This window comes from Embleya sp. NPDC008237 (genome assembly GCF_042956465.1).
Taxonomy (GTDB): domain Bacteria; phylum Actinomycetota; class Actinomycetes; order Streptomycetales; family Streptomycetaceae; genus Embleya.
This window is the reverse complement of the sequence record NZ_JBIBGL010000004.1, coordinates 713084-726031: the sequence shown is the minus strand read 5'-3', so window position 1 is coordinate 726031 and position 12948 is coordinate 713084. Positions and strand designations below refer to the sequence as shown.

The following is a 12948-nucleotide window of genomic DNA, read 5'->3' as shown; positions in this document are numbered from 1 at the left end:
ACGGCCTCCGCCGGGCGCGTGCGTGCTCATCTCGTCCTCGTGGCGGGGTCGGTCGACTGTTTCGGACACCCGAGATCATCGGCTGGGCGTTGGCGACCGCACCGATGTCCCCAAAGTCGTAGCCGGCAGGCCGAGTTCGTTTCACGGGACGGCTGCGGGTGGAGGGTCTTGGTTTGGGAGACGCCCGGGGTTACCGCAGATCGGTGAGGAGGCCGTCGAGGGCTTTGGTGAGTGCTGCGGAGTTCGCCGGGTCGAACCACGTGGTGCGGATGCGTTCGTTGCTTCCGTTCGGGGTCTCGTGGTCGGCGGCGAGTCGCTGTAGCGAGCGAGTTTCGTCGCCGAGGGTGCGGCCGACGCCCTGGAAGAGTCCGCGGACGTAGCGGTCGGCGTCGGCGGAGGCGATGCCGTGGCCGACGGCCCAGGATGTGAGCGTGGCGAGATACGCGTAGTGGGTGGTCAGTGTCCCGGTGAGCGCGGAAAAGACGTCGAAGGCCGCCTCGTCCGCGACCGGGAGGGCCCCGCCCAGGTGCTCGAAGAGACGATCCACCACCGGGTGCGAGGGGTACGTCACCGTGACGCAGCGACGTTCGCGTATGGAGGGCAGGGGGATCGCCCGTACCATCGGCGCGTCGGTGGCCAGGGTCCGGCGCAGGTCGTCGTTGGCGACGCCGGCCATCACGTTCACCACGATCTTGTTGTCGTCCACCCGCACGTCGGCGAGGGCTTCGTGCCGGTCCTGGCGGCGTACGGCGACGATCACCACGTCCGAGCGGTCCACCACCTCCTGGTTGTCGGCGCAGACCCGTACGCCCTCGTAGCGCGAGGACAACTCCGCGGCGGCGCGGGCTCCCCGGGGAGACAGGAACACGTCCGGCGACTGATCGACCCCGTCGCACAGGCCCGCCACGATGGCCCGGCCGATCTCGCCCACTCCGATGATGCCGATGCGCTTCACTGCTTCTTCCTCCGTGGTGGGTGGTGGTTCGGGTCCGCCCTCCAAAGCGGCATGACCGCCGAGAGCGCTGCCGGACGGGGAACGATCCCGGTCACCCACCCCGGTGTCGGCGGCAGGCCGGTACCAGCCTGCCGGCTCGGCTCAGTCCGTCGTCGCCGGCGTGTAGGTCACGTGCAGCACGCCGTTGTCGATGGCCTGACTGCCCGCGAGCTCGAGCTTGGTCTGCGGGGCGCCCTCCGGGAACAGCCGCGGGCCGGTGCCGAGAGCGATCGGGTAGACCAGGAGGTGCAGTTCGTCGACCAGGCCGTCGGCGAGGAGTGCGCGGACGAGGGTGGCACTGCCGCTGACGTAGATGTCTCCGTCGATGCTTTCCTTGAACCGGCGGATGGCTTCCGCGTCGTACGCACCCAGCACGGTCGAGTTGTTCCAGTCCGCCTGCTTCAGCGTCGAGGAGACGACGTACTTGGGGGTGTCGTTGAAGAACGGCGCGCCCGGGTCGTCCTCGGCGGTGCGCGTGGACCAGGCCGGGGCGAACTCCTCGTACGTGGTGCGGCCGAGCAGGATCGCCGTGCACGAGGCCATGAAGCCGCCGATCGCCTCGCCGAGGGCCGGAGTGAACCCGTAGTCCATGGTCCACATCGGCGCGCCGATGATGCCGTCGACGGTGGTGAACTCGTGCACCTTGATCATGCCCATGCTGTGCTCCTTCGGTGGTGAACCCGGCTGTGCCACGCACGTTTGTGCGGCCGGTGTTCTCTCGTGCTTTCGTGGTGTCGAGGGGTAGACGAGCGGCGCCGACAAAACTCATCGGCGGTCCCGTCGTTGTCACCCGCGTCACATCACCAAAGCACGCTCGACCGACAACCGCCGGACGCGGAGGCGGCGTGGCGTGGCGTGACATGGCGTCGCGAGCGCAGCCGATCACCCGGTTCCGCACCGTGCGGCCGTTTTCCCGGTGCCAGGACAGGGGCCGGGTCTCAAGGAGGTCGCCCCGCGGCGCGGGAGGAAATCGCGTGGCGGCGGGCGAGGACGGACGGGCGGTGTCGGGGGTGAGTTCGTGACGCGGGGGTCGCGGGGATGGTTTGGGGTGCCGGTCGGGGTGGGGGCTTGGAGGGCTTGGTCAGGAGGTCGGTTCGGGCAGCGGGTTGTTCGGTTGTGGGGTGGTGGAGGCGGGGAGGGTGAGGATCATGGTGAGGCCGCCGCCGGGGGTGTCCTCGGCGGTGAGGGAGCCGTTCATGGCTTCGGCGAATCCGCGGGCCACGGCAAGTCCCAGGCCGACGCCGCGGCTTCGTGGGGCGTCGCCGTGGCGGGCGAAGGCTTCGAAGACGCGGTCCTTGGCGTCGTCGGGCAGGCCGGGTCCGCGGTCGACCACGCGCAGTTCGATGCGGTCGCGGACCGCCTTCGCGGCGACGACCACGGGTGTGTCGGGTGGGGTGTGCAGGACGGCGTTCTCGACCAGGTTCGCCACCACCCGGTCCAACAGTTCGCCGTCGGCGCGCACGGTCGGCAGGGTGTCGGGTATCGACACCCGTACGGCCGTCCGCGCGGCCCTGGCCACCGCACCCGGGACCACCTCGTCCAACGCGATGTCGCTCGGCAGCGGTTCGATCGTGCCCATCCGCAGTCGGCTCATGTCGAGCAGGTTGCCGATCAGTTGGTCGAGCCGATCGGCGCCCGTCTCGATGGTGGCGAGCAACTCGGCCCGCTCGGTGCGTGTCCAGTGCACCTCGCGCGAACGCAGGCCGGATACGCCGGTCTTGATCGCGGCCAGCGGCGCGCGCAGGTCGCGGGCGACGATCGCGAACAGGGCGGTGTCGACGCTGTGGCCCTCGCCGAGTCGGCGCGCCTCCGCCGCCTCGGCGACCAGCGTTCGTCGTTCCAGTACCAGTGCGGCCTGCGCGGCGAACGCACCCAGGACACGACGCGTGTCGGCGGGCAACGCGCTGCCGGACAACACCAGCGCGAGCGACTCGTCCACGGGGACCTCGACGTCCGCCTTTTCGGGCCGGGTCGGCGGATTGGGGCCGATCGAGCCGACGCTTTCCCAGGATTCGCAGGGCCCGTCGCGTTGGAGCACGGCGACCGACTCCACGTCGAACGTCTTCCGGACCCGTTCGAGCAGTGCGGGCAGTGCTCCTTCGCTGCGCAGTACGCTGCCGGCCAGGAAGCTGAGCGTGTCCGCCTCGGCCTGACTGCGCGCGGCCTGTTGGGCGCACCGCGCGGCCAGGTCGACGACCGACGCCACCGCCAGGGCGATGACGACGAAGATCACGAGGGACAGGATGTTGCCCGGCGCGGCGATCTTCAGGGTGTGCGTCGGCGCGGTCAAGTAGTAGTCCAGCAGCAGGGATCCGACCACGGCCGTGACCACCGCCTGCCACAGGCCGCCGAACAGGGCGACCCCGACGGTGAGTGCCAGGAACAGGAGCATGTCTCCGGGCAGCGCCACACCGCCCCGCATCGGCACGAGCACGGCGGCCGGTATCAGTGGGCCGAGAAGGGCGACCGCCCAGCTTGCGATGGCTCGCCACGGGGCGGTGGTCGAGCGTTTGGGCGTGGTGTCCCGGCCGCGGCCGATGTGTTCGTGGGCGACGATGTGGGTGTCGATGTCGCCGGAGTGGGCGGCGACGGTGGCGCCGATGCCTGGGCCAAGGAGGGACTGCCAGGATTTGCGCCGGCTGCCGCCCAGGACGATGTGCGTGGCGTCCATCCCGCGGGCGAAGTCGAGCAGGGCGCCGGGGACATCGTCGCCGACCACGGAGTGGAACGTGCCGCCCAGCGAGTCCACCAATCGGCGCTGACGGGCCAGGTTGGCCGGCGAGCCCCCGGACGGGGAGTTGCTGCGGGCGACGTGTATCGCGAGCAGTTCCCCAACCGGGGCCGCCCGCCGGGCGATCCGCGCCGCACGGCGGATCAGCGTGTCGCCCTCGGGGCCGCCGGTCAGCGCCACCACGACCCGCTCCCGGGCCGGCCACGTCGCGTCGGTCCCGTGCTCGTGGCGGGGGTCGATTCCGCGGCCGCGGCGGTGGTCGGGCCCGGGGGAGTGGGGGTGGTCCGCTCCGGGGGCGCGGGGGTGGTCGGGCCGGGGATCGTGTAGCTGGTCGTCCAGGTGCTCGTTGCGGTGATCGTGTAGTTGCTCGCCCACCCGGTCCGCGACCCACAACAGCGCCAACTTCCGCAACGCCGTCAGGTTTCCGGGCCGGAAGTAGTCCGTCGGTGCGGCGCCCACGGTCTCGGGCGGGTACACGTTCCCGTGCGCGAGTCGCCGCTGTAACGCCTCCGGCGTCAGATCCACGAACTCGACCTGGTCGGCACGCCGTACCACGCCATCGGGCACCGTTTCGTGCTGCGCCACGCCGGTGATCGTCTCGATCATGTCGTCGAGCGATTCGAGGTGTTGCACGTTCACCGTCGAGATCACGTCGATACCTGCGTCGAGGATCTCCTCGACGTCACGCCACCGCTTCGCGTTGCGCGAACCCGGCACATTGGTGTGCGCGAGCTCGTCCACCAGCGCCACCCGGGGCCGACGGGTGATCACCGCGTCCACGTCCATCTCGGCGAACGAAGCACCCTGATGGCACAGTTGCCTCCTCGGCACGACCTCCAACCCGTCGAGCATCTCCTCGGTGCGGGGCCGGCCGTGGCACTCCACCACCCCGACCACCACATCGGTCCCGCGCGCGAGTCTGCGATGCGCCTCGTCGAGCATCGCGTACGTCTTGCCCACCCCGGGCGCCGCACCGAGATAGACCCGCAACCTGCCCCGTCGAGGGGCTTCGTCGGCGGGTCCACTCGCCCCCGAGACAGCGGGATCCGGCGAACTCCGGATTCCGACCTGTCCGTGTGACACCCGCACCCATCCTTTCCGAACGTCGACACGAGGCGACGTGACGTGTCACGGCTCGGGCCGACCCGGGCCGGGTCGCCCCGGGCCGACACAACCCGACCCGGGCCGACACAACCCGACCCGGGCGGACACGATCCGAGCCGGGCAAGGTCGAACTCGACCCGTCGCCCCGAGTATTGCCTGCTACCCCGATTCCGGCCTCGCACATTGTCGTTCACGCCACACCGGCGAACGCAGGCCCGAATCACGCCGGTTGCCGGCCGCTCGCCCACATCGCACGGTTCGTCCCGGCGGTCAGGACGGCTGGAGCCCGTCGAAGAGGGCGAGGGCCTGGGTGGGGTCCGGGCTGACGAGGCGTTCCAGACCGGCCATGGTGAACTCCGCCCACCTGCCGGCCCGTGCCCACATCCGTTCCTCGAAGGCGCGGACGGCCTCGTCCGGATCCGCGGGGCCGGCGGCGAGGGCCTCGGCGAGTTCGGCGCCTTCCAGCATCGCGAGGTTCGCGCCCACGCCCAAGGGGGGCATCAGATGGGCGGCGTCGCCCAGGAGCGTCACCCCGAGGACGTGCGTCCAGGTGTGGGAGACGGGCAGGACGTGGAGGGGGCGGTGGGCGAAAGTGGTGCCCCGGCGGAGGAGGTCGAGCACGGGAGCGGCCCAGCCGTCGAACAGAGCCAACAGGCTCGATCGCAGGGCCTCGACGTCGGCCGGATCCAGGTCCGTGTGCCAGTCCAGCGGGGCGCGGAACTGGGCGTACACCTTGACGTGGCCGCCGCTGTTGCGCTGGGCGACGAGAGCTCGGTTCACGCTGTACACGGCCAAGGAACCGTCGCCGATCATCCGGGCGAGGTCGGGGTGGCGGGTGTCGACGTCGTCCAGGGACGTCTCGACCGCGGTGATGCCGGTGTAGTGCGGCGTCACCGACGAGACTGCCGGGCGGACCCGGGACCAGGCGCCGTCGGCGCCGACCACGAGGTCGAACGTCTCCTGGTGCCCGTCCGCGAAATGGACCGCCACGCCGTCCCGGGTACCCGGTACCACCTGCGTCACGCCCCGCCCCCACCGGACGTCGAGAGGGCCGAGCAGCAGGTCACGGAGTTGCCCGCGGTCGATCTCGGGATTGGCCCGGTCGTCCGGGTGCGGTTGCCAGTCGCGCAGGACGGTCCCGTCCGTGTCCAGGATGCGCATGGCCTGCCCCTCGGGACGAGACAGCGCCTGGAACTCCGCCAGCAGCCCCGCCTTGTCCAGCGCGAGCTGGCCCAGACCTTCGTGCAGGTCCAGCGTGCCGCCCGGGGGGCGGGCGTCGGGGGTGGGATCGCGTTCGAGGATGGTGACGGGGTAATCGTGGCGATGCAGGACGCGGGCGAAGGTAAGGCCGGCAGGGCCGCTCCCGACCACGGCGATACGATGTCTCATGTCGATACACTGTATTGTGCCACTACGCTGTATCGCAACAGTACGGTGTGACCATGACTGTGTGGGACCGACCGGAGCCGCCGACCCGCCCCGCGCCGCTCGACCGGGAGCGGATCGTCGCCGCCGCCATCGCGCTGGCCGACGAGGGCGGGCTCGAGGCGGTGTCGTTGCGCAAGGTGGCCGCCCGACTGGACGCCGGCCCGATGCGGCTGTACGGATACATCTCCACCAAAGAGGAGTTGCTCGACCTCATGGTGGACGAGGTCTACGCCGAGATCCTCCCCGAGCGGCAGCCCGGCGACTGGCGGGAGGCGTTGCGCATTCTCGCCCACCGCACCAGACTGGCCGCCCTCCGTCACGAATGGCTGGCCGACCTGCTCGGCGGCCGCCCGGCCCTGGGTCCGAACGCCCTCGCCGTGACCGAGACCACGCTGGGCGCCCTCGACGGCCTCGCCGACGTCGACACCGTCATGCGCGCCGTGGAGACCGTCGGCGCCTACTTCACCGGCGCGATCAGGCGCGAGATCGCGAACCTGCGAGCCGAGCGCGCCACAGGTCTGTCCAAGCGCGACTGGCAGCGCGCCTCCGGCCCGTATCTGACGAGGATGCTGGCCACGGGCCGCTTCCCGGCACTGGCCAAGGCGGTGTACGACGGCACGGACGTGGACGCCGAGGTGTCCTTCGCGACCGGCCTGGACTGGGTCCTCGACGCCGTGGCCGCCAAACTCGCCCGGCCACCGGCGTGACGCCCGGTTCCCGCCGCATGTGAGCGAGGGCGGGGCGCTCCTGCCGCGTGTGAGCGAAGGCGGGGCCGGTACGCACGGCCGTGCGCGCTTGCGCCGTCGCCGGATCCGCCTGCTCGTTCCCGGGCGCCCACGACTGCGGGATGGGGCCGAACAGGCTTCGGTGCCTGCCGTCGCCGGGCTCGGGCGGGCCGGTGACCTCCGCGAGCGCGGCCTCCGCCCCACCCGCCCGGCCCCCGGTGCTTCCTCACACCTTCGTGGGCAGGAACGAAGCCAGCATCGGGACGAGGAGGTCCGTGCGGCTCGGCACCTGCATGTGGGTCGTGTTCGGGAGGATCGCCAGGTGGGCGTCGGGGATGAGGTCGTGCATGCGCGCGGCGTGCTCGATCCGGATGAAGTCGGTGTCGCCGACGACCAGGAGGGTGGGGGCGGCGATCGAACGCAGTTCGTCCTCCGTCCACTCGACGAAGCCGTGGGCCAGCGGCTGGAGCTTGGTCAGGGTGGTCTCGAAGTGGGCGGGGTCGGGGGCGACCCGGGCGTAGGCGTCGACCATCGCGGCGAAGTCGGCGACGGTCGGCAGGCGCGGGGAGGTCTGCTCGGGCGCGGTGATCTCCGCGTGGTAGCCGTCGTGCCGGTAGTGCGTCGCGAGCAGGACGAGGTGGTCGATTCGCTGCGGGTGGCGTACCGCGGTGCGCAGTGCGACCAGACCGCCGAGGCTGAAGCCGAGGAAGTCGGCGCGTTCGATGCCCAGGTGGTCCAGCAGCGCGACGATGTCGTCGGAGAAGACCTCCAGCGACATCGTGCGGTCGCTGTCCGCGGTGTGGCCGTGGCCCTGGAGTTCGACCGCGATCACGCGGTGGTTCGCGGCGAGTACGGGCAGCAGCGCGGCGAAGCTCAGGTCGATGGTCAGCGCGCCGCCGTGCAGCAGGACCAGCGGCGGCCCGTCGGTGCCGTGCAGCTCGTAGTACAGCTCGATGCCGTTCACCGGGGCGTATCCGACGGTGGGGGCGCTGGACGTCATCGTGCTCTCCTCGGAAGGTGTGGGACCGCGTTCACATGATTGGACCCTCCGCCGCCCCGAAACTCATCGCGGCACACCCGACCGATCTTCGGCCGAGCGCGTCGACCCGCGTCCGGAGCACGACCGCGCCCACCGCTCGCCCCCCACGCGGCGGGTCGCGCCGGCCTGCGCGGCCGGTCGGGTCGCCGAGCAGCTTGCCGCCGCCAACCCCGACCTTCGGTCCGGCCGGCGGAGGAAGGTCGAATGAGCCGGTCCGTCGTTCGCGGCCCCTTGGCCCCCTCCGTGCCGCGTCCGTTGCCCGCACCGAAGCCGCGGACCCCCTGCGGCCGAGGCGGGCCGTGCCGTGGTGACCTACCGTTGAAGGTGGTCATTTCATATCAAATCGGTCAGGGGTTGGTATGCGGGCGACGTGGAAGGGCGCAATCTCGTTCGGACTGGTGAGCATCCCGGTCCAGCTGTATCCGGCGACGTCCGAGCACCGCTCGCCGGGGCATCAGGTGCATCGCGAGGACGGCGGCCGGATCCGCTACAAGCGGGTGTGCGAGCTGGACGGCGAGGAGGTCGTCTACGCGGACATCGCCAAGGCGTACGAGGCCGCGGACGGTCGGCAGGTCGTCCTGAGCGACGAGGACCTGTCCGAGCTGCCGCTGCCGAGCAAGAAGGTCGTCGACGTGCTCGCCTTCGTGGACGAGGCCGAGATCGACCCGCTGATGTTGTCCAAGCCCTACTACCTGGGGCCCGCGACGCCGGCGGCGGCCAAGCCGTACGTGCTGATCCGCGAGGCGCTCGCCGGGCAGTCCAGGGCGGCGGTCACGAAGATCACCCTCTCCACGCGCGAGAGCCTGGCGCTGGTTCGCGCCCAGGGCGAGATCCTGACCCTGCAGACCATGTTGTGGCCCGACGAACTCCGCGCGCCCGAGGGCATCGCGCCCACCGAGAACGTCACCATCCGCCCGCAGGAGATGAAGATGGCCGCCTCGTTGATGGACACCCTCAGCGAGGACTTCGACCTGGGCGAGGTGCACGACGACTACCAGCGGGCCATGGACGCCCTGGTCGAGGCCAAGGCCACCGGCACGCACCCCGACGAGGCGGTCGTCAAGGAGGCGAGTGAGAGCAATGTGGTCGACCTGATGTCCGTGCTCACGGCGAGCGTCAAGGCCGCCGAGAAGGACCACCCCAAGCCGGCGAAGCAGACGGACACCAAGACACGCGCGACGACGAAGGGCCGGACGACGGCGAAGACCGCGAGCGGCCGCGCCTCGGCGAAGAAGAGCACGACCACGCGGCCGGGCAGGAAGACGGGCTGAACGCGCTGCCACGGGGTGGGCCGTCGGCGTGGCGGGCCGTCAGGCGGGGTCGGCCGACTCCTGTTCGAGGGCGGCCAGCGCGGCCAGCCTGAGCAGGTCCCGGTCGGGTGCACTGTCCGCGCCCGCGGCGGCACGCGCGGTGATCAACGCCCGCATGGCGGACAGGCGAGCGGCCCGACCGCGGTGCAGCGCGTCCTCGTCGCCGACTTCGGCCGCCCGCAGGCAGGCAAGGTGGGCACGCTCGAACCCGAGCTGGACATCGAGCAACGGCAGCAGACGCGCGGGCAGGCGACCGGCCGGGCTGTCGGACGGGCTGTCGGACGGGCGATCGGGCGGGCTGTCGGGCAATCGTTCGGACATGTGTTCGAGAATAGGCCCTGTGGCTCGAACTCGTCGCCCGGTGCGCGATGTCCCGTCTCGCCAACCTCGAGCCCGGGTGCCGTCGAAGTCCCGGTGATGCGGGGCATTTGCCGAACCCCGGCCCGGAAGCCCGGCTCGGAAGCTCGGAAGCCCGGCCCGGCAACCTGGCCCGGGCGAGCGGGCCGGGTGTGGGGCGGGTGCCGCTGCGTCGAGGGTCGGACTGGCCGGCAACTCGGCGCGAAGCCGCCGAAGTGATCGTGCGCCCGAAGCACCATCCGGGCCCCGTGCTCATGGTGATGGATGTCCCCGTCGCCACTCGCGCTTGGGGCCGGCGAGGATGGCATCGTGTACGAGGACGACGCGCATGCGCACGACGCGCAGGACGCGGACCACGACCACGGCGACGTTGCGAGGAGGGGCGAGTCGATGCCCGAGGAGTGCGATTCGGTCGTGCCGAGCCCCGAGCCGGAGCCTGCCCGCATCGACGCGTTGGCGCGCGCGAACATGGTCGCGTTCGCGGCCGAGCTCGTTGCGCGTGGCTGCGCGGCCGAGGGGCTGGTCGATCCGGACGCGGCCGAGGAGGACGACGAAGGGCGGGCCGAATACCGCCTGTTCGCCGTTCGGCCGCATGCGGACATGGAGCACTGGATCGCCATGCCCGGCGTGGAACTCGCGGTGGTCCGTGCCGCCGAGCCGAACGGCCCCTGGTCGATCGAATGCGACACCGACTCCTACGCGTGGGCCGACCTGGTGGAGGAACTCGCCGACGAGGCGGTCGGGGTGCTCGCCTTCGCCCGGAACCTCGCGCTGTTCCGATCCGAACTCGCGCGGCGCGGCCTGGTATTGCGGGACGAAGAGGTGAACGTCGACGTGGACGCCTGCGGTGGCGGCTACGAGGCGTTCAAGCTGTGTACGCCCGCCGGGGTGGTCCGGCTCCACGTCCCGGACCGGGAGGTGGGCCCGGGTTCGCGGGCGGAGGTGTTCGTGAACGGACACGGGTACGTCTACGAGCAGGCGATCGAGGCCGTCATCGACGCGGCGACACAGGCGTCTTCGGCGTAACGGGCGTCCGGGAACGAGTGGCGGCCCCGCCCGGCGGCCCGTTCACCTTCACCCGCTCCCCGTTCACCTTCACCCGTTCACCCCTTCCACCGACCGTGGTCCTCGGCCGGCGATCACGCCGGGTATTGCCGCGCCCTGACAGCCCGTCAAGACCTGGCTCGATTCGTGTGTGAAGAGGGGACTTACCTCCACCGACATGCCCGCCGCCTCCCCGCATACTGGCGACGCGGCCATGCGGCCGATGTACCGAAGCCGTGGAGAAGGGCGCAGGGCGGATGATTCATGCGGATTCGGGAGCCGAAGCGCGGTTGCCTGGGGCGGGCAGGGGTTTCTCCCTTTCGGAGGGGTTCGTCGCACTGCGCCGATCGCTGGTGTTGTGGTGGCTGTCGTTCCGGGCGGCGCTGTTGTCGTTGGCGGTCTCGGTGGTCGTGTCGTTGCTCGGTACCGGTCTGGGTCTGCTCTTGTTGGCGCCGGTCGTATGCGCGGTGCGGCGGCTTGTCAATCGGCAGCGTGCGCTGGCGGATCGGTGGTCGAACGTGCGGATCCCGGCCTGCTACCTGCCCGCGCCCGAGCCGATTCCCGGTGGGCGCGGCTTCTTTGCTCGGCTGCGGTGGATCGCCCGGGATCCGCAGACCTGGCGCGACTGGCTCTGGTTGGTGCTCGACCCGATCGTCGGCGCCACACTCGCGGCCGGGCCGAGTGTGCTGTTCCTCGGTGGTTTCTGGGCGATCGGGCTGGCGTTCTACGGAGTCCCGTTGTCGCACGAATGGGACGGCCTCTGGTACCTGTTCGTCCCGGTCCGGGATCAGACCACCGCGACCCTCGCGGGCGTGCTCGGTCTGCTCCAGCTGCCCCTCGCGTTGTGGCTGGCGCCGCGTGCGGTACGCCTGCACGCCCGGTACACCCGGGCCGTGCTCGCGCCGAGCGAGAAGGCGCAGATGGCGTACCGGATCGAACAGCTCACCGCGACCCGCGCCGAGGCGGCCGACACGCAGTCGGCCGAGATCCGGCGGATCGAACGCGACCTGCACGACGGCGCGCAGGCACGGCTGGTCGCGATGGGCATGACGCTCGGCGCGGCCGAGCACCTCCTGGACAGCGATCCCGCCGCCGTGCGCGCGCTGTTGGTCCAGGTCCGCGAATCCTCGTCCATGGCGCTGGAGGAACTGCGCGATTTGGTCCGCGGTATCCATCCGCCGATCCTGGCCGACCGGGGCCTGGGCGACGCCGTACGCTCGCTTGCCATGATCTGCCCCCTCGACGTGCAGGTCGACATCGACCTGCCGGGGCGTCCGGACGCGCCGGTGGAATCAGCCGCGTACTTCGCCGTCTCGGAGGTTCTCACCAACGCCGCCAAGCACTCGGGCGCCGACCGGGTCCGGATCGACATCGGCTACGCTCTCGGGCGGCTGCGCATCGGGATCACCGACGACGGCCTGGGCGGGGCGGATCCCCGCCGGGGGAGCGGCCTGCGCGGCATCGAGCGCCGGCTCGCCACGTTCGACGGTGTCCTGGCCGTGACCAGCCCGCCGAACGGCCCGACCCGGGTGACGATGGAGATTCCGTGCGCATTGTCCTCGCCGAAGACCACTTCCTCCTCCGGGACGGGGTGATCCGACTGCTGGAGGCGTACGGCAACGAGGTCGTGGCCGCGGTGGAGAGCGGGCCCGACCTGCTCGCCGCGCTCACCGAACTGCGGCCCGACGTCGCGATCGTGGACATCCGCCTGCCGCCGACCTTCACCGACGACGGCCTGCGTGCGGCCCTGGAGGCCCGGCGTCGGGTGCCGGGCCTGCCCGTGCTGCTGCTGTCCCAGTACGTCGAGCCGTTGTACGCCCGCGAGTTGCTGGCCGACGGAGCGGGCGCGGTCGGCTACGTCCTCAAGGACCGGGTCTTCGACGGCGGGCAGTTCGTCGACACCATTCGACAGGTGGCCCGGGGCGGAACGGCGATGGACCCGCAGGTGGTCTCGCAACTGCTGACCGGCAAGGACCGCGACACCCACCTGGGCAGCCTGACCCCGCGCGAACGCGAGGTATTGGAATGGCTCGCCCAGGGGCGCTCCAACGCGGGTATCGCCGAGGGCCTGTTCATCTCCGAGAAGGCGGTGGCGAAGCACATCGGCAGCATCTTCACCAAGCTCGGCCTGCAACCGTCGGACAACGACAACCGGCGGGTGTTGGCGGTCTTGGCCTATTTGGACCGCTGAGGCGGGGAGCGAGAGTGGGAGTGGG

11 protein-coding genes are annotated in these 12948 nt (G+C 71.1%); 5 read left to right on the top strand and 6 right to left on the bottom strand.

The window, feature by feature from the left end:
• Positions 1-190: 190 nt before the first annotated feature.
• From ACFZBU_RS13615 to ACFZBU_RS13600, 4 genes are all read right to left on the bottom strand, one after another.
• The gene (locus ACFZBU_RS13615) at positions 191-955 is read right to left on the bottom strand and encodes an NAD(P)-binding domain-containing protein (protein WP_391583685.1); all 765 of its coding nucleotides are present in this window, start codon (positions 953-955) and stop codon (positions 191-193) included.
• Positions 956-1096: 141 nt separating this feature from the next.
• Positions 1097-1651: a dihydrofolate reductase family protein gene (locus ACFZBU_RS13610; protein WP_391583684.1), complete on the bottom strand. Its 555-nt coding sequence runs from the start codon at positions 1649-1651 to the stop codon at positions 1097-1099.
• A gap of 424 nt (positions 1652-2075) precedes the next feature.
• A complete protein-coding gene (locus ACFZBU_RS13605) occupies positions 2076-4667 on the bottom strand; it encodes an ATP-binding protein (RefSeq protein ID WP_391583753.1) in 2592 nt (863 codons plus the stop codon).
• A gap of 432 nt (positions 4668-5099) precedes the next feature.
• On the bottom strand, positions 5100-6218 hold the full coding sequence (locus tag ACFZBU_RS13600) for an FAD-dependent oxidoreductase (RefSeq protein ID WP_391583683.1): 1119 nt from the start codon (positions 6216-6218) through the stop codon (positions 5100-5102).
• Positions 6219-6271: 53 nt separating this feature from the next.
• On the opposite strand from ACFZBU_RS13600, the gene ACFZBU_RS13595 reads away from it, so the two are divergent.
• Complete coding sequence (locus ACFZBU_RS13595; RefSeq protein WP_391583682.1) at positions 6272-6964, top strand: TetR/AcrR family transcriptional regulator; 693 nt, start codon at positions 6272-6274, stop codon at positions 6962-6964.
• Positions 6965-7208: 244 nt separating this feature from the next.
• Here the strand turns inward: ACFZBU_RS13595 and ACFZBU_RS13590 are convergent, their stop codons facing one another.
• The gene (locus tag ACFZBU_RS13590) at positions 7209-7982 is read right to left on the bottom strand and encodes an alpha/beta fold hydrolase (RefSeq protein ID WP_391583681.1); all 774 of its coding nucleotides are present in this window, start codon (positions 7980-7982) and stop codon (positions 7209-7211) included.
• A 398-nt stretch (positions 7983-8380) separates the two neighbouring features.
• On the opposite strand from ACFZBU_RS13590, the gene ACFZBU_RS13585 reads away from it, so the two are divergent.
• Entirely contained in the window at positions 8381-9292 is a 912-nt protein-coding gene (locus ACFZBU_RS13585; RefSeq protein WP_391583680.1) for a Ku protein, read from the top strand.
• A 39-nt stretch (positions 9293-9331) separates the two neighbouring features.
• Here ACFZBU_RS13585 and ACFZBU_RS13580 read toward each other — a convergent pair whose 3' ends face one another.
• Positions 9332-9652 (bottom strand): hypothetical protein, encoded by a 321-nt coding sequence (locus ACFZBU_RS13580; protein WP_391583679.1) that lies wholly within the window; start codon positions 9650-9652, stop codon positions 9332-9334.
• 345 nt (positions 9653-9997) lie between these two features.
• Between ACFZBU_RS13580 and ACFZBU_RS13575 the strand changes: the two genes are divergently transcribed.
• From ACFZBU_RS13575 to ACFZBU_RS13565, 3 genes are all read left to right on the top strand, one after another.
• Positions 9998-10714 (top strand): hypothetical protein, encoded by a 717-nt coding sequence (locus ACFZBU_RS13575; RefSeq protein ID WP_391583678.1) that lies wholly within the window; start codon positions 9998-10000, stop codon positions 10712-10714.
• 275 nt (positions 10715-10989) lie between these two features.
• Positions 10990-12327, top strand: a complete 1338-nt coding sequence (locus ACFZBU_RS13570; RefSeq protein ID WP_391583677.1) for a sensor domain-containing protein — start codon at positions 10990-10992, stop codon at positions 12325-12327.
• On the top strand, positions 12279-12923 hold the full coding sequence (locus ACFZBU_RS13565) for a LuxR C-terminal-related transcriptional regulator (protein ID WP_391583676.1): 645 nt from the start codon (positions 12279-12281) through the stop codon (positions 12921-12923). Before ACFZBU_RS13570 ends, ACFZBU_RS13565 begins: the two co-directional genes overlap by 49 nt.
• The last annotated feature ends 25 nt before the right edge of the window (positions 12924-12948 follow it).

Excerpts from the sequence above, each read along its gene's own strand:
- ACFZBU_RS13610 (WP_391583684.1), bottom strand. The coding sequence starts at position 1,651 with ATGGGCATGATCAAGGTGCACGAGTTCACCACCGTCGACGGCATCATC.
- ACFZBU_RS13605 (WP_391583753.1), bottom strand. The coding sequence starts at position 4,667 with ATGCTCGACGAGGCGCATCGCAGACTCGCGCGCGGGACCGATGTGGTG.
- ACFZBU_RS13600 (WP_391583683.1), bottom strand. The coding sequence starts at position 6,218 with ATGAGACATCGTATCGCCGTGGTCGGGAGCGGCCCTGCCGGCCTTACC.
- ACFZBU_RS13595 (WP_391583682.1), top strand. The coding sequence starts at position 6,272 with ATGACTGTGTGGGACCGACCGGAGCCGCCGACCCGCCCCGCGCCGCTC.
- ACFZBU_RS13590 (WP_391583681.1), bottom strand. The coding sequence starts at position 7,982 with ATGACGTCCAGCGCCCCCACCGTCGGATACGCCCCGGTGAACGGCATC.
- ACFZBU_RS13585 (WP_391583680.1), top strand. The coding sequence starts at position 8,381 with ATGCGGGCGACGTGGAAGGGCGCAATCTCGTTCGGACTGGTGAGCATC.
- ACFZBU_RS13580 (WP_391583679.1), bottom strand. The coding sequence starts at position 9,652 with ATGTCCGAACGATTGCCCGACAGCCCGCCCGATCGCCCGTCCGACAGC.
- ACFZBU_RS13570 (WP_391583677.1), top strand. The coding sequence starts at position 10,990 with ATGATTCATGCGGATTCGGGAGCCGAAGCGCGGTTGCCTGGGGCGGGC.